Origin of the sequence: Paenibacillus barcinonensis, from assembly GCF_003217495.1 — a bacterium.
GTDB classification, from domain to species: domain Bacteria; phylum Bacillota; class Bacilli; order Paenibacillales; family Paenibacillaceae; genus Paenibacillus; species Paenibacillus barcinonensis.
The window spans coordinates 86,036-108,581 of record NZ_QJSW01000012.1; the positions used below are offsets into that span (position 1 = coordinate 86,036).

The following is a 22,546-nucleotide window of genomic DNA, read 5'->3' on the forward strand; positions in this document are numbered from 1 at the left end:
GGGAGGAATAAAGAATGATGCAACATATTAGGGGCAGGAACAAGCTTCGATCCTTGTTTTCTGTTGTTCTTGTTTTCAGTTTACTGTTGAGTTCGTTTCAGTCGATTGCTTTTGCGGATGATCCAACATCACTTGAGATCGGAACGGTTTCTGGAAATCCGGGTGATATCGTAGACGTTCCTGTATACATCTATCCGGGGGATTATAGTATATATGGATATCAGCTTAATTTTACGTATAATCCTAATAAACTGGAACCGATGCCAGGGGTAGCAACTAACAAATGGAGCACCGCTATCTTTGATAAAGGTGAAATTACTACCAGTACTGAAGTTTATGTGAATTCGAGTTTCGGAGAAGAACATCGCATTAAGGATGGCAAGCAAGAAGTATTTGTTTTGCATTTCAGAATAAAGGAAAACGCGAAAGAGGGATCTGCCCATGTGATTTGGAATTCAGGTACATTCCTTGGAGCTAATGAAGCCATAGTAGGTATTGAACTTAACACTCCTGGTTCTGTCACAATTAATTCTAGCCAAGGAAGTGGATCGGGAGGCTCTGAACCAACAAAGGCTCAATCTCCTCAAATTACCGAACAACCTGCGGACATAAGTGTAAGCTTGAATGATTCAAGTCCACTGTTGAAAGTCGTTGCATCCGTAAATGATGGTGGCAAGCTATCCTATCAATGGTATCGCAATACGAAGAAAAGTGTGGAGAGCGGAAATATTGAACCTATTGCAGGAGCAACAGGAAGCAGTTATGATGCACCGACATCAACTTTAGGAACAACGTATTATTTTGTAGAGGTAACCAATATGTTAGGTAACAGTTCCACAACAACGCCAAGTACTGTGGCTAAAGTAATAGTAAGTAAGGAAAGCTGGCAAGATATCACGGGGCCAGAGGCATCTTTTATTGGTGCAAATGGGATTGCAGTCGATCCGAATGGTACGGTGTACGTATCGACTTCAACGAAAATCATGAAACGTGTTAACAATGAGTGGGTTGATATATCATATGTTGATGATCAAGCTGATGGTGATGATGAACCTCAAAACTATTACACAGGCTTGGCAGCTGATAGCAAGGGTGCAATTTATGTGTCCATGTACAATAACAGCGCTATCTTGAAATACAATGGAAGTACTTGGGAAAAAATATCTAATACTGGACTTTCCAATCCATCCCATCTTGCAATTGATGAGCAAGGTCAGCTTTATGTAGTCGATGGAGGTGACGTAATTAAAACGCTGGTTAATGGAACTTGGAAGAACTTCGGTTCAATTGATAGTTACATTGCTGGATTAGCTGTGGCTGGTGGGAAAATGTATGTTAGCAATGGAGTTACAGTTAATATGTTTTGGAATGGCAGTTGGGAAGAGATCACCCCTGGCGTACAATTTATAATGCTGGCAGGAATGGCAGCGGATGCGAACGGTAATGTGTATGTTGCAGACGGTGAAGGTGTGAAGAAACTGTCAAATGGCCAAACGACACTAATGAGTACAAAAGCCGATTTTGATATTCCTTTTGGTGTAGCCTTGGATTCTGTTGGCAATCTATATGTCGTTGATAACATGCTTGGAAAGGCGAAGAAGCTCATCCTCAACGCAGCAACCCCGGTGATTCATACGGAACCGGTTGAGCTGAAAGTCAATCAGGGAAGCGAAAGCCCGCGATTGAACGTAAATGCCACGGTAAGTGACAATGGAACATTGAGTTATCAGTGGTATAAAAACACAGAAAATAGCGTGAAAGGCGCTACATTGATTGAGGGTGCAACGGGCAGCAGTTATTCGGTACCTACCAATCAAGCAGGAAAGGTTTATTATTATGTGAAAGTGACCAACACAAACAATGTTGCTGCTCAGAATCAAACTGCTACGGTCAATACATTAATTGCGACGGTGACCGTAAATAGTAGTGCTGGTAGTGGTAATACTGGCGGTGGAACGAGTAGTGGGGGCAACAACAGTTCTAACGCAGGAGCAACTCCTGTAGTCGCGCCAGCGACGAATGATGCTGTTATCGTACTCGTTAATGGCAAGGAAGAGAGAATCGGCAAGTCGGCAGCTTCTAAGGAGGGTGACCGTACGGTAACGACGATCACTGTTGATCAAAAGCAACTCGATACCAAGCTTAATTCGGAAGCTCAAGGTGCAGTTGTGACGATTCCTGTCTCTGCTGATTCCAGCGTCATCATTGGTGAACTCACTGGACAGATGATCAGGAAGATGGAAGACAAACAGGCGACTCTGGTTGTGAAAACAGGAAATGCAAGCTACTCAATTCCTGCGCAGCAGCTTGATATTGATTCGATCTCCAAGCAATTGGGTTCTACGGGGACACTGGAGGACATCAAACTGACATTGCGTATCGCTTCTCCGGAAGCAGCAATGATGAAGGTTGCCGAAGACGCGGCGAAGCAAAATGCAATTACACCGTTGGCACCTTCAATTGACTTTACAGTCAAAGCAGAATATGCAGGAAAGTCTTTGGATATAAATAAGTTTAATGTGTACGTGGAACGGTCCATTGCTCTGCCGGAAGGCATTGATCCGAGCAAAATTACGACAGGGATCGTAACAGATCCAGATGGATCGGTTCGCCATGTTCCGACCAAAGTAACAGTGGAGAATGGCAAGTATTTTGCCCACATTTACAGCTTGACCAACAGTCTGTATTCGGTAGTTTGGCATCCGCTGACGTTCACAGATGTAGAAAATCACTGGGCCAAGGATGCTGTTAATGACATGGGCTCCCGTTTGATTGTAAATGGCCGTGGTAACGATCTGTACAATCCCAATGCAGATATGACACGCGCAGAGTTTGCGGCCATTATGATGAGAGGTCTGGGATTGAAACCGGTTGATGGACATTCCCCATTTGCGGATGTAAAAACATCCGATTGGTATCATTCCGCCGTGCTGACGGCTTATGATTACAAGCTGATCGATGGATTTGAGGACGGAACCTTCCGTCCGCAAGAGAAAATCACCCGTGAACAGGCGATGGTGATTCTGTCCAAAGCGATGGCAATTACCGGGCTTACAGACAAACTCACAGGTAAGGGTAGCGATGAATTGTTGAAGCCTTACACGGATGTATCCCTTGTTGCGGAGTGGGCGAAAGCTGGCGCAGCAACAAGCTTGGAAGCAGGTGTTGTCAGCGGCAGAGGAGCAGAACAACTGGCTCCTAAGGCGAATATTACCCGTGCTGAAGTTGCAACGATTGTACAGCGGTTACTGAAGGCATCCGGTTTGATTTAATGAAATTGGAAGGGTTGCTCCGTGCAGAAACGACTGCATAAGGGGCAACCTTTTTCTACATAGCAGAGTGCGGTAGTACACGCACAACAGTCGATCTGGTGCTGTTGTGTTATAATCGATATAATTTCTTCCACAGGATAGGTTTTTTGGTGAATAGAACGGGTTCAAACATAGGAGGATATATGTCCTGGAGTAAATTAAAACAACAATTAGACAGTTTTCTTAGTCCTGCACTGGCTGGAAAAGTTTCGTACCGGGCGACCAGCTATCGCTATTCACCGGATAAATCAGGGAGCTGTTACCTGACTGTAGATCAGAAGAACATCCTCAATATGGCGGATATAACCACACCCATCCGGTGGTATCAGAACGATCAGGAGATCAAAAACGATCCGAACATTGTCATCCCTGTAAGTCCTGAAGAGATTGAAGCGATTCGCAAAGAAACAAAAGGGGCTGTGCCTGAGGAGCGACTGGAGATCATGGTGCGAGGCCGAAAAAGCACATCTCATGCCAAAGAGCTGTTAGCCGCTCAAACGGCGTTAAGCAAATCTAACTTTACGACAGCAGCGACTACGTTTCTAGCGACTTCAATTGAGGATAATCTGGAGAGTGAAGATATCCTGCTCAATATTTTGGCGCTGATTGACAGGCGAGTGGGCAAAAAGCGTATTCAGAACATGTCAGAGTCGATCAAAATGAAGCATCCTGCCGTACAGTATTTTTATGAACTGCGCCGCAGAACGGTGTGAAATCTTTAATTTCGCATGTTATACTAAGGCTATAAACAGCTTATAATGCAAAGAGAGCCGTGCGACAACACGACTCTTTGCACAATAGCCGCTTTTAAGGGCGGTGGGCTTCAAACAAGAGGATACACGATCAAGTAGACCGCAACCTTTGTGTGGAGGGCGGTCTACTTGCGTTTATCGGACAGTAGCGCTGTAGCTAGCAAACCAAAGGTAAGCATCAGCATAATCGCTTCAAACACTGTCACAAGCAATCAAGGTGAGATTCATGTTACAATAGAACAAGAACGTATGTTTTGTTTTTTAATACATATCCATAGATTACTGGGTTGAACTTGTTAAGGAGTGGACATGTTCATGATACGATTAACCAAACGGCAGGCAAGACAGTTTTTGCTATTGAAGCATGGGTTGTTGGGAGGACATCAGTTTGTCGGAAAGGCAGGCATTATGGACTTTGTGCGGCAAGTGGGCTGTATTCAATATGATCCTATTGATATCTGCGGAAAAAATGCCGAGCTGGTACTGCAATCACGAATCAGCGGGTTTAGCAAAAATATGCTCGACGAATTGCTGTATCGGGATCGCTTGCTGATGGATTACCCTGACAAAAATTTGGCGATTATGCCCGTGGAGGACTGGCCTTATTTCGAAAGATATAGACAAGCTGCCAGGCAGCATGCCATGAAGTACCCCGAGATGGAGAGGCTGACAACGCAAGTGAGCAATTATATCCAGAAGCATGGCCCGGTAAGTTCGAATGATCTAAATGTATTGCAGCTGCAAGGAGATTTCGCCTGGAGCTCGGCCATCCACTGGAGTAGTGGAAACAACATAGCACGATCTGTGCTGGAGCAGATGTACTCGACAGGTGAGTTGGTTATACATCATAAAAAGGGGACACGCAAGTATTATGATATGGCGGAGAAGCATATACAAGCTGATCTGCTGCATGAGCCTGAGCCGCTGTTGAACGAATTGCAGCATCACAAATGGAGAGTATTGCGCCGAATCGGTGCTGTAGGTCTGCTGTGGAATCGTGCATCCGATGCCTGGCTTCATATATGGGGATTAAAATCGGAGCAGAGGAACAAGGCCTTCTATGAGCTGCTGCAAGAAGAGCGCATTATGACGGTCAGGGTAGAGCAGATGAAGGAAACTCTATACTGCCGGGTGGAAGACTTGCCTTGTATTGAAACGATACTGAAGAATCCGGAATATTCCATGCGCTGCGAGTTGATTGCTCCACTGGATAATCTGATGTGGGACAGGAAGCTCATACAAGCCTTGTTTGACTATGATTATAAATGGGAGATCTACACTCCCGCGCTCAAACGAAAATTTGGTTATTATGTGCTGCCTTTATTATATGGGGATCGGTTGATCGGTAGAGCCGAGATTGCGGTAGAGCGTAAAACCAGTACCCTTGTTGTTAAACATGTCTGGTATGAGAAGGGCATTGAGCTAACCAAGCCGTTGGAAGCGCAAATGAACGATTGCTTCCAACGATTCTCGTTATTTAACAACTGTGAAGCTGTAGTAATAGAAGCATAGAGGTATAGAGGTATAGCCTAAAGCTATAACCAGTCATGCTTTTTAAGTATCTCTTCTAACCCCGCTCTGCGTGATATGATGATCATATACAAACGAGGGGGTTATTTTTATGACAGACAAGTTTCAGATCGTAGGAAGTTTACTGCGGCCACAAGAGCTGTTGACATATAAAACACAGATTGAGCATCGGGAGGATATTCAGTATCCGTTCTATGCCAACTTTGAAGGGTACCAGCAATGTGAGACGAAAGCCATTGAACAGGTTGTGCAGAAAGAGATCGAGAACAACCTGACCGTCATCACGGATGGCGAATTTTCCAAATCCATGTGGCATCTCGACTTTGTCTGGGGGTTTGATGGGGTGGAGCGTTATATTGCGGATCATGGCTACTTTTTCAGAGATGTGGACGGCACTTCAAAGTATGAAACTCGCAAGGATATCGGACTGCGCATTACGGGCCAGCTAAGCGGGAAAAATCATCATTTCATCCAGCTGTTCAAACAGCTGCAGGCCCAAGCCGGTGATCAGCAGACCAAGCTCTGCATTCCGTCACCATCGCATATTTTTGGTGAGCTGTCCTGGTCGGATAACATCGGAGGCAAGGATGCGGTGTACGAGAATACACAGGAGCTCAAAGCAGGTCTGGTCAGCGCATATCAGGAATTTGTGCAGGAATTTGCAGCGACGGGCGGTACGATTTTACAGATGGATGACTGCCTGTGGGAGCTGTTCGCTGATGACAATCCAAATTCGCCGTTCACGGGTGAGCATATGAATCAGGAGGAAGTACAAGGGCTTGCTACAGAGTTCATCGACATGAACAACACGATCATTGACTACGGTCACAGCCTGGGTCTGAAAATGTGGACACATAACTGCCGCGGCAATTACGATTCCCGCAACATGGGCGGCGGATCATATGCGAAGATTGCGAATCTGTTCCTGAAGCAATTAAAGTATGACCGCTTCTTCCTGGAGTGGGATGATGATCGTGCAGGTTCCATCGAAGCGCTGGAAGTATTCAAGGATCGCCCGGATACGGAGATTGTACTCGGCTTGTTATCCTCCAAGACGAGCACGCTCGACGATGAGGAACGTGTTGTGCGTTTGCTGGATGAGGCATCCAAGATCATCGACAAGGATAGACTGCTGCTCTCTCACCAGTGCGGCTTCGCGTCCTGTGACGGTGGGAATGAACTGAGCGAGACTCAGCAGTGGGCAAAAATTCACCAAGGTCAGCAGATTGCGAAGCAATACTGGGGAAGTGTGATCTAAGCTGAATAGACGGATTCAGTGAACCAAGGCAACAACGAGCAGATGAACAGGTGTTGTGTTTAATAGCATCTTCCCATACATCTGTACAATCAGCAATGGCGGCTCATCCTTCGGAATACATCCGGGGAGAAGCCGCCATTGCTGATTGTGAGTCATTTCAGTGCAGCATGTAGTAGCAGGTGCATATAAGTTCGAGAAGGAAGCGTTAGCTGGCTTACTTCGGTTACTTCCGAGCCTCCTGCTGCGCAAGCCATTCTTTTTTTAGTAGAGCGTATTGGTACGTGTTCTCGTATTTCGGGGTGCCATCTTCATGTTTGACAAACGAAACGAATTCCAGAAACAGACCTTCCCGGCGCATGCCCAGTTTCTCGCACAGCTTCTGGGAACGGAAGTTATCGTCCTCCACATAGGCGTATAATCTGCGTATGCCTTGCTCCATGAAGAGATGTTCGATATATGCACCTGCGCTCTCGCTGGCATAACCTTTCCCTTCATATCTTCCGTTAAAATTCCAGCCAATGCTGTACGTATCCGAATCCCGCTCTTCCTTCATGCCAAACAGCTCACCAATCAGTTCATTGCTGTCTTTCAGGCAGACCGCGATATGGGAATCGTCATTGCTTCGTTTCTCGACCTCCGCGGCGGCTTCCTCAATCGTTGAAATCTGATGATCCATGAAACAGTTTACGCGTGGATTGGCTGTATACTCCAGCAGTCCGGCAGCGTCCAAGGCAGAAAAATTACGTAATATCAATCGAGTTGTTTCAAGCGGCTTCATGAATCATTCCTCCAGTTATGTCGTGGATAGCACGATAATATGGCTTGCGTGTTATCCTTTATTTTTGACGGTTGCAATATCTCGCGATTTGTTCAGAGCAGGGGCAGCTTTGGCTTTGACAGCGCTTATGACCTTATTGGTTTCCTTGTTTTCCTTGGCTTCTTTTGTCTCAACGGCTTCAATAATCTCTTCCATTTTCGGTGTCTTGTTGGCATGCTCCGCTCTGGAGAACAAGTTGATTAGTTTGTCTTTGTAGATGTACCCGAGTACAAAGCCGATTACAGCAATAACGGATATGATGATGGCGACAGTGTACTGCTGTGTTTGAATGGTTGAACCCACCGCGGCCGATCCAATAATCCATGGCAGTCGTCCCACCAGCAGAATGGTGAAGAAACGCAAGGAGCTGATGGAGGTCAGCGCGGCGACAAATACCAGCATATCCTTAGGTAATCCCGGAACCACAAAGAAAATAAACAAAAAGATAGAAAATTTGCGTTCATCCTGCATAAATGACATCCATTTTACATTCTGCTTCTGGAGCAGACGGGATACGAAATCGCGGCCGATGAACCGGGTGAAATAGAAGGCGATGGCTGAACCGAGGATCAGACCAACGGTTGTATAGAAGGAGCCCAGAGCAGCACCGTAGATATATCCACCGGCCACCTGCACAATTTCCCCCGGAATCGGGGCAACGACGATCTGAAGAACCTGAAACAAAATGAACATGACCGGGCCCCAGTGTCCCGTGGAATGAATGTACGCTCTGAAGTTGTCCATCGAGGACATGATTTTAATGATGTCAGCGGCATAATAGAGTAACAGACCCAGCGATAAAGCAGTGATCAGACCTAGCAGTATTTTGACCACGATATGCTTCGAATATGGTTTCATAGGTGACGACTCCCTTTGTTTAATAACCTTGATTAATTACAGTATAAATCCAAAACATGAAGAGTAGCCTACATAACTTCTGAAGAATTCTTAAGGCGAGCTGGATCTGCTGGCTCCGGGGGGAATGGCAGACTATACTGAAAGTGGACGGAGGGATTTCAATGGATAACAGCAAGCAGATTCTGATTGCGGACGACAACAGTGAAATACGTGAGATCGTCAGGATTTTATTAGAAAGTGAAAATTATGAAGTCATCGAAGCCGTGGACGGCCAGGATGCAGTTGATAAAGTAACAGAAGAGACGGACCTCATTATTCTGGATATGATGATGCCCAACAAGTCAGGACTGAAGGCATGTCTTGAAATTCGTGAAAAAACGAGTGCACCGATTCTGTTTCTCACAGCGAAAACACAGGATTCGGATAAACAACTGGCCTTCTCGTCCGGGAGTGACGACTTTTTGTCCAAGCCCTTCTCCTATACGGAGCTTGTGGCAAGAGTCAAAGCGCTGCTCCGCCGATATTATGTGTATCGGGGCAAGGAGAAGATCGAGGAGACCGACCATATTGTAGTGAAGGATTTGAAGATCCATCAGGATTCCAAATCGGTATACATCGGGGAGAAGGAAATTTTGCTCACAGATATTGAATACCAGATTTTGATGCTGCTGGCATCCAAACGAAGAAAGGTTTTTTCAGCCGAAAATATCTATGAGAGTGTCTGGCGGCAGCCTTATTTTTATACATGTAATAACACCGTAATGGTGCATATCCGTAACTTGAGAAACAAGCTGGAAGATGACCCGCAGCATCCTAAATATGTGAAGACGGTTTGGGGGAAGGGGTACAAAATTGAATAGAGTGCTGATGGGAAAACAATTGAAACTCAAGCTTGTGCTTACCATTATGATATCTCTGCTTATTTCGGCGGTTGTATTGGTGGTTTTTCAGGCCGTCGGCGAGACGGCGCTGAACAGTTATCTGAGCAAATCGACCTTTATCGAGAACAGGCAGGAGGACGCGCTTGCACGATTCCAGGCCCTGGTAAGCAGTGAGCAGCTGTCCACGCGGGATCATGAGGAATTATCCAAGTGGATTACCGGTGAGCGATATTTGAAGTTATTTATTTTTGTAAAAGACAAGCTGATCTACGCCTCCAATACCGAGGCAGACCCGGCGATTAATGAGGAACTGCTCACGCAGTTTTTACCTTCCAAAATACCGATTACCACGGTCCAGTTTACGGATCAGCCAGCACAGGTGTATCTGGTTGGTTTTTATGAGTATCAATACTATAATCTGCTACTGATCCTGAGTGTGTTTGTGGCCGTCATTGCTTTTATTATCGCCTTTCTGCTGCTGATCAATCATAAAATCTCGTATATTGGCAAGCTGGAGAGGGAGATCAAAATACTGGAAGGCGGAAATCTGGATTACAAGATCACGGTATCGGGCAGGGATGAGCTGTCATCACTCGCCTGGAGTATTGATGAGATGCGCAAATCCTTTGTGGAGCGGCTCGGCAGCGAGGAAAGAGTGAGGACTGCCAATCGGGAGTTGATTACGGCGATTTCTCATGATTTGCGCACACCACTGACGATTCTGCTCGGGTATATGGACATTATTGAGCTGGGGAAATACAAGACTCAGGAGGATCTGTTGCAGTATATCCACAATAGCCGGGAGAAGGCTTATCAGATCAAGATTTTATCAGACAAGCTGTTCGAGTATTTCACGGTATCTTCTGCGTCAGAAGAAGAGGATGTGGACTTTGAGGTCTATGAGGGCCGGGAGTTGCTGGATCAGCTGCTGGACGAGCAGTTGGCGGTGATTGAGGATATTGATGTTCGGATTCAGCCGAATTACGGGGAGCAGCCTTTTCTGCTGGAGATGAATCTGGTCGCGATTCGGCGTGTGTTTGATAATATTTTCTCTAATATCAAGAAATATGCGGATACATCTCACCCTGTCGATATCGAGCTGCAGGTTAAGCAGCAAACCTTATATATGAACGTTTCGAATCAGATTAAACATGTTGACAAAACAAAGGACAGCAACGAAATCGGATTAGTCAGCTGTCAGAAAATTCTGGAGCAGCATAATGGGACGCTGCGTACATCGGAGCAACATAATAGCTTCACATTATGCATTGAACTTCCTGTCATTCTGAGTAGTGTCGATCGGAGATAGCCACTGCAGAGACGGAGAAAAGAGGACAGGGCATCAAGCAAATCATATTGGAACCCGGAGGGGATTGAAGATGACAATGAACTCCATCAATAATGACAAAGAGCTATCACCTACACAACGTGATGAATTATTTACGACATTAAAGCTCCGTTTTGAAAAAAACATGAGTCGTCATCCCGATCTAGCATGGGTTAGTGTAGAGTCTAAACTGGAAGCATACCCGGATAAGCTATGGTCGCTTCGTGAGATGGAGGAAACAGGCGGTGAACCGGATGTTGTAGATTTCGATCGTGAGACAGGTGAATATACTTTTGTGGATTGTTCCGCCGAGAGCCCGAAGGGACGCCGCAGTGTTTGTTATGATCAGGCTGCACTGGATTCACGGAAAGAAAATAAGCCCAAGCATAGCGCTGTCCAGATGTGTATCGAGATGGGCATCGAGCTTTTAAGTGAGACCCAGTATCGGGAATTGCAGCAGTTAGGGAACTTTGATATGAAAACATCCAGTTGGGTGCGGACACCGGACAATATTAGACAGCGGGGCGGAGCTGTATTTTGTGATTGCCGTTACGATACCGTGTTTATGTACCATAATGGTGCGGAGTCCTACTATGCTGCAAGAGGTTTTCGAGGTCGGTTAAGAGTATAGGTATGAATGAGAAAACACTATAGGTATGAAGAGAAATACCTGTAGTCCAGGTAATTATTGTATTTAAACATTACAAGGGGAACGATTCGGCATGTTTGCGAATTGTTCCCTCTTTTTAAGTTGATCTGGGTCAGTTTATATCTTCTTCGTTTGGCTGCTCAATCTGCACCATGACTCGAACGAGATAATCGTCCGCATGTTGCAGGACAATCTCATCCTGCATGTATTCCTCGTAAGCATCTCCGATAATGACGTACTTCTTTTCCTCAATATAATCAAAGATTTGCGGATAGATTTTGTCGCTATCCCCATAATCGGCTCTGGCGTAGGACACCAGATAGAATCCTTCCGGCATGTAAACCTGTTTGTAATGTTTTGTCTTCATAAAGCTGTACATATAGGCGATTTTGTCGCCATCCCTTTTCAGCAGATCCTCTTTGGGAATGATGACCCCGCCGGGATAACCAAGTGGCGCATGTTCCTTGTGGAGACGCTCCCGAAAGTCTTCCCACAGCTCCTCAGGGAACTCCTGCTTGGATGAATAGATGCGGCGGCTCAGCAGTAATGGTGTTTTGGCTTGCCATCTAACATACATTTGGCTGGTGTCGAGATGCATGGATTGCTCTATATTTTCCGCACGCTGAATGATCATTTGTCTGGCCTGAGTCAATTTTGCAATCTGAAGCTGCAGAACCTCTTCCTGCTTGCGCAGCAGCTCCAGGGTGTTTGCCGGAGAACGCCGGCCGAGATGCACCTGAATTTCCTCCAGAGACATGCCCAGCTCTTTGAAAATATGAATAACTCCGATCGTCTCCAGCTGGCTGCGGCTGTAATAGCGATAACCGTTATCTGCAACAAATGCAGGCTTGAACAGGCCGATGCGGTCGTAATAAATAAGTGTTTTGCGTGTAACCTCGGACAGCTTGGAAAAAGCACTAATGGACAACGTGTCATTCGGTTGCATAAGGACCTCCCGCTCGAAAAATGTGAATTGACTGTATAGCAACTATACAGTTTATAATACAGCTGTTCTGACCGCCGATCTACCTTCAGGTCAAGAGCAATGTGTTTATTTTAGATAAGGAGTAAGGAGAATGCTTATGGTAAGGAAGTTACTGCAAAGTGTGCGCGAGTATAAAAAAGATACATGGTTAACTCCGTTGTTTCTGCTCGGTGAAGTAGCTATGGAAGTAGTCATCCCGCTTTTTATGGCTGAATTGATCGATCAGGGGATTACCGGAGGACAGATGAATCAGGTGGTGAAGTATGGCTTGATTCTGGTGTTGTTTGCGTTGGTATCGCTTGTTTTTGGAGCGCTGGCGGGTAAGCATTCTGCGATTGCCATGGCGGGTTTTGGCAAAAACTTGCGTTATGACCTGTTCCGTCATGTGCAGCAGCTGTCGTATTCCAATATGGACAAATTTTCGACTTCAGGTATTGTGACCAGACTGACTACGGACATTACCCATGTCCAGAATGCCTTTCTGATGATTATTCGGATTGCCTTCCGCAGTCCGGTAATGATGATTTTTGCAACGATCATGACGTATCGCATCAGTCCGACAATTGCTATGTGGTTTGTAATTGTTATTCCCGTGCTGGCAGCGGGCATGCTCATCATTATGAAGTATTCCTTTCCTATTTTTGAGCGGGCCTTTGGCAGTTATGATGATCTCAACAAAGTCGTCCAGGAAAATGTGCGCGGCATTCGGGTTGTGAAATCCTACGTTCGCGAGGAGCGGGAGATATCCAAGTTTCAGGCTGTATCCGAGAGGATATTTGCTCAGATGGTGAAGGCAGAACGCATTTTGTCGTATGAGCTTCCTCTGATGCAAATTGTGCTGTATGCCGTCATGTTAATCATCTCATGGATTGGAGCCAAGCTGGTGGTGGGCGGGACGATGACTACCGGGGAGCTTACCAGTGTGTTTGCGTATTCCATGCAAATATTGATGAGTCTGATGACGCTGGGATTTGTCATCATTATGGTTGCGATTGCAAGGGCATCTGCTGGACGGATTAACGATCTGTTAAGCGAGCAGCCGGACATTACCAGCCCGGAAGCACCTGTGACACAGCTGCATAGTGGAGAGGTGGAGTTCCGCAATGTGTCTTTCCGATATTCTGACAAAGCCGAGCAGTATGCGTTGTCTGGCATTAACCTGCATATACGCTCGGGGCAAACGATTGGTATTATCGGTGCTTCCGGCAGTGCCAAATCGACAATGGTGCAGCTGATTCCGCGGCTGTATGACGTCAGTGACGGCGAGGTGCGGGTCAGTGGAACAAATGTGAAGCACTTCGATCTGAAGGTGCTTCGAGATCAGGTTGCGATGGTGCTGCAAAAAAATGTGCTGTTTGAAGGCACGATCAAAGAGAATCTGCGTTGGGGCAATGAAGCAGCCAGTGATGAGGAACTGATTGAGGCCTGCAGGGCGGCACAGGCACATGAATTCATTTCCACTTTCCCCGATGGTTACGACACTCATCTGGCTCAGGGCGGGACCAATGTATCCGGCGGACAGAAGCAAAGGCTGTGTATTGCCAGAGCGTTGCTCAAAAAGCCGAAGATTCTGATACTGGACGATTCTACAAGTGCTGTGGATACACGTACAGATGCGTTAATTCGAGGTGTTTTTAAGGAAAGCATACCTGATACAACCAAAATTATTATTGCACAGCGCATTGCATCGGTCGAAGATGCCGATCAGATTATCGTGCTGCACGAAGGCAGGATGGCTGATATCGGAACACATCAGGAGCTTCTCCGCAGAAGTGTAATCTATCAAGAGGCTTACCACACCCAGACGAAAGGCGGTGAAGAGCAGAATGGACAACATTAATTATGGTTTGACGATCAAACGTCTGCTGTCTTATTTCAAATACTATAAGTTCAGAACCGCGCTGGTGCTTATTCTGGTGCTTGTGAGTTCTGCCGTCTCTGTAGCTTCGGCTGCCTTTCTACGCTTGCTCATTGATGATTTTATTGTGCCATTGCTTGGCGATCAGCATCCGGTATTCGATGCGCTGCTCCGGGCTTTAATCATTCTGGCTATGATCTATGCCGCGGGCGTAATCAGCACATTTGTCTCGAAGCGACTGATGATTACGATCTCGCAGCAGATTATGAAGCGGATTCGTGACCGCTTGTTCGAACATATGCAGAAGCTTCCGATCAAGTATTTTGACCGTAAGGCTAATGGTGATATTATGAGTCACTATACCAATGATGTGGATACGTTAAATATGATGCTTACAGACGGGCTTCCTCAGTTGTTGTCCACAGTCGTTACAGTCATTGTGGTGCTGGGAACGATGCTGTATCTGGATGTTCCACTGACGATTGTTGTGGTGCTGGGAGCACTTGTTATGCTTTGGGTTACGAAGAAGGTGGGCACGAAGGCAACGGAGCACTTTTTCCGGCAGCAGGAATCTATCGGTGTGGTGGACGGATATATTGAGGAGATTATTCATGGGCAAAAGGTGGTACAGGTGTTCAGCCGTGAGCAGCATGCTACTGCGCAGTTTGCACGTTTGAACGATGAATTGTTTGATCATTCGGCTACCGCGAACAAATATTCCAATATTCTGATGCCGATTAATGCCAACCTGGCAACTTTGATTTATGTGCTTGTTGCGATTGCAGGCGGAGCTATGGCGATATCAGGCTGGAATGCGGGGCTGACTGTGGGCAGTATAGCTGCCTTTCTGAGTCTGTCGCGTAATTTTACGATGCCGATTGCCGAGATTTCCTCTCAAGTGAGCATGTTTGTCGTTGCGCTGGCTGGAGCACAGCGCATATTTAATCTGATGGATGAACAGCCCGAAGCAGATCAAGGGCGTGTGACACTGGAGAAAAAAGCAGATCAGTCCGGTTGGGTCTGGAAACTGGAGGATGGCGCTGCGGTAACGTTAAGAGGCAAAGTGGAATTCAGAGGTGTGTGCTTCACATATGATGGGAAAAAGCAGGTGCTTCAGGATATTACATTATACGCACTGCCTGGGCAGAAGCTGGCTTTTGTAGGTGCGACCGGGGCAGGCAAAACGACGGTAGCGAATCTGCTGAATCGCTTCTACGACATAACAGAAGGCGAAATTATTTATGACGGCATTAATATCCAGCGTATTCAAAAAGCAGACTTGCGCCGTTCTCTTGGAATTGTGCTTCAGGATACTCATCTGTTCTCGGGTACGGTCGCTGACAACATTCGTTACGGAAGGCTGGAGGCCAGTGAAGAAGAAGTGCTTCAGGCGGCACGTTTGTCCTATGCATCGAGTTTCATTGAACGTCTGCCGGAAGGATACAACACTTGGCTGGATGGCAGCGGTAATGGTCTGTCTCAGGGACAGAGCCAGTTGCTGGCGATTGCGAGAGCGGCTATTGCCAATCCGCCCGTCATGATTCTGGATGAAGCCACCTCCTCTATTGATACACGTACAGAGGCGCTGGTGCAGAAGGGGATGGATAATCTGATGCATGGTCGGACTGTTTTTGTGATTGCTCACCGCTTGTCAACGGTGCGTAATTCCGATGCCATTATGGTTATGGAACATGGCCACATCAAGGAACGTGGTGACCACAATCAGCTACTAGCGGCGAAAGGTACGTATTATCAGTTGTATACTGGAGCTTTTGAGTGGGATTAACGTTTACCGTAGTATTTAAGCATCGAAGAGTATACTAGAAAGCAGCCAAAATCAAAAGAGGGTGTCCCAAAAGCCTTATCAATGGCTTTTGGGACACCCTTAAATTTTTTTGTTCACTGGTGGAGCAATTGTAGAACGGATTGAGGGCTTTGATTCGATTGTGTGAGCATGGCCTGTGCAGCCTGCAATAAAATATTTGATTTCGTATACTCTAACATTTCTTTGGCCATGTCTGCATCTCTAACTCGAGATTCTGCATTACTCAAATTCTCTGTAGCATTACTTGTATTGTTTAATGCATGTTCCATTCGATTTTGGATTGCACCGTAAACTCCACGAATACTGGAAATTTTGGAGATGGCTTTGTCTATACGAGATAATGCTTGTCCTTGAATAGATGGTGGTAACAAGCCTAACGTTGTAATGCCTAACTCATCAGCCTGCACGTTGAATAAGGGGATATCCATATGTTGCCCTTGATTTGCTCCGGCTTGGACCGTGAGTTTCGGTGTGATATAGTCTATGTCTTTGATCTCCACATTTGAAGTTGTTTCTATGCGTGTAGACACTTCTGTTTCGTTTGTACGTTCAAATACTTCCAAATTTAATGAGAAAGGACCGTATTTGAAAGCAAGTGTTAAACTTGATTGAGAAGGGAGGTTAACATCCCAATCAAAATTAATTGTAGGTTGTCCCCCTGCGGGATTATGAATTGCAAGTTGGGTTGGTGATAGAGATCCGAGTGAATCATCGAACGTAATACTAGCATTTGCTTCCGTTCCTGTCATCGTATATGTTGTATTCCCAGATGGCGAATTAATGGATGTTACACCATTGGGGATAAGTAGCCCATTTGCATCTGTCATCACTGAATTATCAGGCGGGTTAATTAGGTTACTTAGCTTTAAATTCGTATCCGTTGGATTTCCATTATTTATTATATATTCGATTTGCATCGAATTATCCGGAAGTATAGTCCGGAGTCTTTTTATCGATACCTCGGTATTTGGAAACCACATATGATCCCAAGCCGGAACTGTACCGGTATTGCTTCTAGATGTATACTCCACTGGTCGCATTACGCCATCCACTTCTACATTCTCACTCATCGTGCCATAAACACGACCGAATGTTTTGGGGCCAAACCAAGTTGTGTTCATTCCCGAAGCATACCAATAGTCAGGTGCTGAATATTGCGGATCGGTTGTAGGTGCTAACGTTTCATATACTGAACGCTCTGTATCTGTTTTAGTTGTTGTATAAGTATCCACATTATATTCGTTGTAACCTTGTCTCAAATCCTGCGAGGTTATCGGAGTAATTACATTTGTGTTTGTATACGTCTGAGTTGTAGATGACGTATTGGAATTGCTGATCAGGTGTCTTGCTTCTGGGGGTGTCCCAGAGGCTGCATAAACTACAGTTTTCTGTACGGTTGGAATTGTAGGCGGCTCACTAAGGGAAGTGTTTGTGCTAGAAGTTGAACGATCCGCCAGTATTTCATAATCATCTCTTGCCAACAAGTTTATCGTGTTATAGCTTGTGCTTTGAGAAATGTGGTTTACTTCATTCGTAAGCTCTTGAATCTCACTTTCAATCATCAGACGATCGTTATTGGTGTATGTATCATTTAGACCCTGAACAATCAGTTCTCTCTGTCTTTGTAAAATAGCTGAAATTTCTTGCAGTCCACCTTCTGCTGTTTGAACAAGAGAAATCCCATCCTGTATATTTCGATTTGCTTGGTCAAGTCCCCGAATCTGTGCCCTCATTTTTTCGGATATTGCTAGTCCTGCTGCATCATCAGATGCACTATCAATTCTTTGCCCAGAAGATAGTTTCTGTAGGTGGCTAGAGTTATTACGGGCGTTTTCTTGAATTCTCCTATGTGCACTAGTAGCCGCTAAGTTGTGCGAAATAATCATATGTTATACCTCTATCTAAAGTGGAGTGTTATAATACATTTTACCATGGTAGAATAAGGAAAGTCTATTTATTATGTGATGTATTTGCAGATTTAGTGTGCAAATTGCCTAACTAAAGTGATGTCTCCACTAAGATAATCAGCTCAGAAAGAAGAGGGCCATGCGCCACCGCACAGCCTATTCAGAAACCACACGTATTAAACTACAGGTTCATTTTTCTTTTTGAAAAAGTATTCAATCACTAATTCAAGCAAAGGCTCGGGCTCCGCTAGCTGCAACTGTGCCTGATCCGTAAATTCCATGCGATAGGGCTGCTCGGTACTGCTCGGAATCCAGTAAGGCAGAGGTTTGCCAGTGGAATCGAGACCATTCGGGTCGCCTGTTGCGATGAAATTAGACAAATAATTGCACATCTGCCGCGCCAGATCATAATGCTTACCCGTGAAAGGCCGCCAGCATTTGGCGAGTGTTTCAAAGAAAAACCACAGATCGACGGAGTGGAACGTGCCCGGCTGATCCCAGCCTGGAATCTCGGCATCAAAGTTGTAATAATAGAGAGGGGTTTCGGATGGATGACCGCTATTCGAGCGAATGACAAGCTGAATCGCATGTTCAATCATGCGGATGGAGGCCTGCTGTAAGGCATGATCTAGATCCCCCGTATCGGCTTCACATCGCTGCAAAAATGCAGGAGCATCTTCGCCAAACAGTTCCGCAGCCATCTGCTTCAGTTCCTCTATACTGTTTACTACTGGTCGCGTCCAGAACTCGGAGGACGTATGACCGAGCATTACAGGTACCAGTTCGCGCTTGTGCTGCATGAAGCGGGTGAACGGATCACCTATACAGAACTGATCATCAATGACCGTTCCCCAGAAGCTTTTATATTCCAGCATTTTATCCCGGAGCGTAATCGCATCCAGCTGTCGCGCTTCCTCCAGTGAGGATACCCCGAGGAAACGGAAAAATTCCACGCCCTTCTGCTCGGCATCCCGCAGCGTACTGCGGACAGCGGGGACATGTACCTTCGGATACAGCTCAGTCGCGATACCACTCATAATGACGGCGCGCTGGAACAGATCCTTGTTCTGAGGGGAGGTCATCTGGCTAAGCACACTGCCACCACCAGCAGATTGTCCACCAATGGTGATCTTCTCCGGGTCACCGCCGAATGCGGCAATGTTACGCTTCACCCACGATGTGCCCGCCTGCTGGTCCAGATGCCCAAAGTTAGCAGGTGCATGTGGGGACTCAGCAGTAATTTCGGGGTGGCACAGGAAGCCAAATGCATTCAGACGGTAATTGATGGTCACGACCACAATTCCTCTACGAGCAATACGCTCGCCATCAAATTCCATCTCGGCGGTGTGACCCACCTGAAGCCCGCCGCCAAAATACCAGACAAACACGGGCAGCTTCTCATCCGTCCGTTTGGCAGGGGTCCACACATTCAAATACAGACAATCCTCATCCATTGGCAGGTCGGGGTCAACAGCCCATTCCCGTGTATAGATATTATTATCATCAATAACGGTCGGAGCCTGCATCGAAGTAGGCGCAAAATCAAAAGCGTGTAGCACCCCATCCCAATCATCTGCGGGTTGCGGCGCGCGCCAGCGGTTCTGACCTACCGGGGGGGCAGCGAACGGAATCCCTTTGAAACTTGTAATACGCGGGTCCGCAGCGGGCAGCCCCTGAACTTGCCCATTTTCTACTGTAACTGTTCTAAGCACACAACATTCTCCTCTCTGAATGGAACATCGGTATGACATGTCGATCCAAGATGTATGGTTGCGCTTACAATTCTGCGGGGGATGAGCCCTCTATCTCTATCATAAGCAACTTGAAGCGTTGTTTCCAGCATCGAAATTAAACCAAGAACCCCCCATAATAATATATAATGACTTGTATAAGACTGGAGGTGCTGGAGGTGGACTCGTTATGGAGAGACGGGAACAGGGCGAGTCAGGTTTATTTTATCAGCGGTGGTCACAAACCGGTCAATCTGCACCAGTGGGGACCCGGCGTACGTGACGTCTACGCACTGCATTACATCATTCAAGGGCAGGGCACACTGGAAACCGGCGGCCAACAATTTCGACTGGGTGCCGGAGAGAGCTTCATTCTTTTTCCGCACAAAGAAATTTACTACTATCCCGATCCGGCGGACCCGTGGGAGTACGTATGGGTCGAGTTCAGCGGACGGAACGCCGGACGATTCGTAGCTTGGACACAGCTATCGGTGCAGCATCCTGTACTGCCAGCGGCGCCGGAAACGATGGAGCCCTGGTTTTATCTGGCCTGGAATGCGGGAGCATCGCCTAGCGAAGTGATAAGGGCCGATGCGCGTTTGCATCTGTTATTGTCCTGTTACATGGAGTTATTTCCGTGCGAGAAGCAGGAGGAAGCTACGGATTATGTGTGGCTGGCCGTGAAATACATCGAGCAGAACTATTGGAAATCATCTCTGACGGTGTCTGAAATTGTACAGGTGGTAAATCTGGAGCGAAGCTATCTGTTTCGCAGGTTCAAAGCAGCTACAGGTGAGTCGGTGTCAGCATATATCACGGCATACCGCATTCGGCGCGCCTGCGAGCTATTGCAATCGTCTGGATTGTCCATTCAATCCATAGCCTATTCGGTAGGATATAATGATCCGCTTTATTTTTCCAGAGTATTCAAAAAGGCAACATCACATACACCATCCGCGTACATGATGCTGCACCAGAGAGAAGTGGAACGTTAGGGAAGAGAAGCGGCCTTCTAACGAATGAATCAAGACACCTGTTGTAAGTGAGTGATCTCAACGTTTGTAAGTTAGCCGAATCACCAATTGAATGTTACGAAATCACTAATTATGGGTTAGCGAAACAGAGCGCAGTTCCCCGACTCGCGAAAATAACGAATCAGCTTCTCTATTGGCTCCCGCCCGCAATTCAGCTTCACACCAAGACAGTCAATGCAGAGAAATTGCTGGGCTGTGCGTGAAACTAACTTGAGATAGATGCCGACATCGTCGGATGAGAGCGGAACCTGACAGGTGGTGCACAGGCGGCTTTGTGCCATTTATTTCACCAGCTTCGCTCGCACGACGAGACAATCATGGGCCGCAACGACCGGCGCATAACGCTCACGGAATACACCAAGCTCCTTGTGCTCCCAGCAATCATAGAGAGACAGGGAGTAACCTGAGGCGTAAGGCAATCCCATATCCCAGAATTGCAGGGATAGCTCGCGCTGGCTGTCGCTCAGGTTAAAGAAACCAATCGCGAGATCACCGTCCGTCAGTACCTTCACCAGCATGAATACATCATCGGTATGGAACCATTGCGGCTCGGGTTTGATGCGATAAGCACCACGCGCCTCCGGGTCCTGATTGATAGCGAGCAGATCCGGGTTAAGCAAAATGTCTTTGGTGACCTGATTGGCTTTGCGCACATCACATCCAATCATTAGCGGTGAGCCCATCATCGACCAGAGGGAGAAATGGGTCTTGTATTCAATATCGTTACAGCCGCCGATGCTGCCGATAAAGTCACTGTTACTGCCGCCGTACATGCCAACGATAAGCATATCCATATCGTTGTGGCAGAAGGAGCCGGTATAACTTTGTTTACCGATCTGTGACAAGGCCAGCTCCTTCACGAAATCCCAGTTATCACGGATATCCCCGGTGGAACGGTACATATGCGCCCCTGATTCACGAATCCATTCATACACGTTGTCTTCCCCCCAGTTGCAGGCGGAGAAGAGAATATCGCGGCCGCAGTTTTTGAGAGCAAGGCTCATCCGTTTATATAACAACTCGCCAGAGATATGGCGTGGCTTGAAGCAGTAATCATATTTTAAATAATCCACGCCCCATTCGGCGAACAGTGCTGCATCCTGGAATTCATGTTCGAAGCTGCCCGGGTACCCGGCGCAGGTATGTGTACCTACACAAGAGTACATGCCAAACTTCAGGCCTTTGTCGTGAATATAATCTGCAAGCGCCTTCATTCCACTTGGGAATTTGGCAGAATCTACGACCAGATTGCCATCCGTATCCCGTTCCTTCAGGCTCCAGCAATCGTCAATGACAATATACTCATACCCGCCGTCCCGATACCCTTCCGTTACAAACACATCAGCTACATCTCGAATCAACTGCTCATTGATATCCCACGTAAACGTATTCCATGAATTCCAGCCCAGCGCAGGGGCAAATCCCATCATTGAAGTTGTATTTGTGCTCATTGTTTTGCTTCGCTTCCTTTCTCGTGTTTGTTTTGTGAAATAACGAAATATCATTTTTCCATGTTGCGAGTACAGCTACTAACTATGATGAACTTAACTTATCAAAGCCATTTTAACCATAGCTTGACGTTGCTTGGACATAGACAAATGTTGTTTGGATTAATGAAATGAAAGGAAGTAAGCCGGGAATTAATTGTGCTATACCAATTGAAAAAATAAACCACCACGTTATACTAAGGGCACGGAGAACTTATAATGCAGAAAGAGCCTTGCGCGAACACGACTTTTCAAGCAATATCCGCTTTTAAGGGCGGTGGGCTTTTAAAGCGGAGGTTAGAAGCATTGGCAGACCGCATCCTTAGCTCGGGGAGCG

18 protein-coding genes are annotated in these 22,546 nt (G+C 46.5%); 10 read left to right on the forward strand and 8 right to left on the reverse strand.

Translation table 11 applies throughout. From position 1 onward, the window contains the following. Positions 1–53 precede the first annotated feature (53 nt). A complete protein-coding gene (locus DFQ00_RS18120; protein ID WP_167433764.1) occupies positions 54–3,272 on the forward strand; it encodes an S-layer homology domain-containing protein in 3,219 nt (1,072 codons plus the stop codon). Between the two features lie 182 nt (positions 3,273–3,454). After that, complete coding sequence (locus DFQ00_RS18125; RefSeq protein WP_110897889.1) at positions 3,455–4,024, forward strand: SF0329 family protein; 570 nt, start codon at positions 3,455–3,457, stop codon at positions 4,022–4,024. A gap of 164 nt (positions 4,025–4,188) precedes the next feature. Here DFQ00_RS18125 and DFQ00_RS30335 read toward each other — a convergent pair whose 3' ends face one another. Next, positions 4,189–4,269, reverse strand: coding sequence for a putative holin-like toxin (locus DFQ00_RS30335; protein WP_425271041.1), 81 nt, complete (start codon positions 4,267–4,269; stop codon positions 4,189–4,191). A 109-nt stretch (positions 4,270–4,378) separates the two neighbouring features. On the opposite strand from DFQ00_RS30335, the gene DFQ00_RS18130 reads away from it, so the two are divergent. Then, positions 4,379–5,575, forward strand: coding sequence for a winged helix-turn-helix domain-containing protein (locus DFQ00_RS18130; RefSeq protein ID WP_110897890.1), 1,197 nt, complete (start codon positions 4,379–4,381; stop codon positions 5,573–5,575). A gap of 109 nt (positions 5,576–5,684) precedes the next feature. Next, positions 5,685–6,851: a cobalamin-independent methionine synthase II family protein gene (locus DFQ00_RS18135; protein ID WP_110897891.1), complete on the forward strand. Its 1,167-nt coding sequence runs from the start codon at positions 5,685–5,687 to the stop codon at positions 6,849–6,851. Positions 6,852–7,074: 223 nt separating this feature from the next. Here DFQ00_RS18135 and DFQ00_RS18140 read toward each other — a convergent pair whose 3' ends face one another. Beyond that, a complete protein-coding gene (locus tag DFQ00_RS18140) occupies positions 7,075–7,629 on the reverse strand; it encodes a GNAT family N-acetyltransferase (protein ID WP_110897892.1) in 555 nt (184 codons plus the stop codon). 51 nt (positions 7,630–7,680) lie between these two features. Continuing rightward, positions 7,681–8,526 (reverse strand): TVP38/TMEM64 family protein, encoded by an 846-nt coding sequence (locus tag DFQ00_RS18145; RefSeq protein ID WP_110897893.1) that lies wholly within the window; start codon positions 8,524–8,526, stop codon positions 7,681–7,683. Between the two features lie 161 nt (positions 8,527–8,687). Between DFQ00_RS18145 and DFQ00_RS18150 the strand changes: the two genes are divergently transcribed. The 3 genes from DFQ00_RS18150 (at position 8,688) to DFQ00_RS18160 (ending at position 11,365) form a co-directional block, all read left to right on the forward strand. Beyond that, a complete protein-coding gene (locus DFQ00_RS18150) occupies positions 8,688–9,386 on the forward strand; it encodes a response regulator transcription factor (RefSeq protein WP_110897894.1) in 699 nt (232 codons plus the stop codon). 1 nt (position 9,387) lies between these two features. Then, a complete protein-coding gene (locus tag DFQ00_RS18155) occupies positions 9,388–10,716 on the forward strand; it encodes a sensor histidine kinase (RefSeq protein ID WP_244213917.1) in 1,329 nt (442 codons plus the stop codon). 70 nt (positions 10,717–10,786) lie between these two features. Further along, positions 10,787–11,365, forward strand: a complete 579-nt coding sequence (locus DFQ00_RS18160) for a DUF4256 domain-containing protein (RefSeq protein ID WP_110897896.1) — start codon at positions 10,787–10,789, stop codon at positions 11,363–11,365. A gap of 130 nt (positions 11,366–11,495) precedes the next feature. Here the strand turns inward: DFQ00_RS18160 and DFQ00_RS18165 are convergent, their stop codons facing one another. Then, entirely contained in the window at positions 11,496–12,329 is an 834-nt protein-coding gene (locus DFQ00_RS18165) for a MerR family transcriptional regulator (RefSeq protein WP_110897897.1), read from the reverse strand. A gap of 136 nt (positions 12,330–12,465) precedes the next feature. Between DFQ00_RS18165 and DFQ00_RS18170 the strand changes: the two genes are divergently transcribed. Together DFQ00_RS18170 and DFQ00_RS18175 are read left to right on the forward strand one after the other, a co-directional pair. Further along, positions 12,466–14,208 (forward strand): ABC transporter ATP-binding protein, encoded by a 1,743-nt coding sequence (locus DFQ00_RS18170; RefSeq protein ID WP_110897953.1) that lies wholly within the window; start codon positions 12,466–12,468, stop codon positions 14,206–14,208. Beyond that, the gene (locus tag DFQ00_RS18175; protein ID WP_110897898.1) at positions 14,195–16,012 is read left to right on the forward strand and encodes an ABC transporter ATP-binding protein; all 1,818 of its coding nucleotides are present in this window, start codon (positions 14,195–14,197) and stop codon (positions 16,010–16,012) included. Before DFQ00_RS18170 ends, DFQ00_RS18175 begins: the two co-directional genes overlap by 14 nt. A 113-nt stretch (positions 16,013–16,125) precedes the next feature. Here DFQ00_RS18175 and DFQ00_RS30180 read toward each other — a convergent pair whose 3' ends face one another. Both DFQ00_RS30180 and DFQ00_RS18185 read right to left on the reverse strand, forming a co-directional pair. Beyond that, positions 16,126–17,937 (reverse strand): flagellin N-terminal helical domain-containing protein, encoded by a 1,812-nt coding sequence (locus DFQ00_RS30180; RefSeq protein ID WP_110897899.1) that lies wholly within the window; start codon positions 17,935–17,937, stop codon positions 16,126–16,128. Between the two features lie 197 nt (positions 17,938–18,134). Next, entirely contained in the window at positions 18,135–19,670 is a 1,536-nt protein-coding gene (locus tag DFQ00_RS18185) for a carboxylesterase/lipase family protein (protein WP_110897900.1), read from the reverse strand. Between the two features lie 167 nt (positions 19,671–19,837). Between DFQ00_RS18185 and DFQ00_RS18190 the strand changes: the two genes are divergently transcribed. After that, positions 19,838–20,683: an AraC family transcriptional regulator gene (locus tag DFQ00_RS18190; RefSeq protein ID WP_167433765.1), complete on the forward strand. Its 846-nt coding sequence runs from the start codon at positions 19,838–19,840 to the stop codon at positions 20,681–20,683. Between the two features lie 116 nt (positions 20,684–20,799). Here DFQ00_RS18190 and DFQ00_RS18195 read toward each other — a convergent pair whose 3' ends face one another. Both DFQ00_RS18195 and DFQ00_RS18200 read right to left on the reverse strand, forming a co-directional pair. Continuing rightward, the gene (locus tag DFQ00_RS18195; protein WP_110897902.1) at positions 20,800–21,003 is read right to left on the reverse strand and encodes a hypothetical protein; all 204 of its coding nucleotides are present in this window, start codon (positions 21,001–21,003) and stop codon (positions 20,800–20,802) included. After that, positions 21,004–22,173: a glycoside hydrolase family 27 protein gene (locus DFQ00_RS18200; protein ID WP_244213914.1), complete on the reverse strand. Its 1,170-nt coding sequence runs from the start codon at positions 22,171–22,173 to the stop codon at positions 21,004–21,006. Positions 22,174–22,546 lie beyond the last annotated feature (373 nt).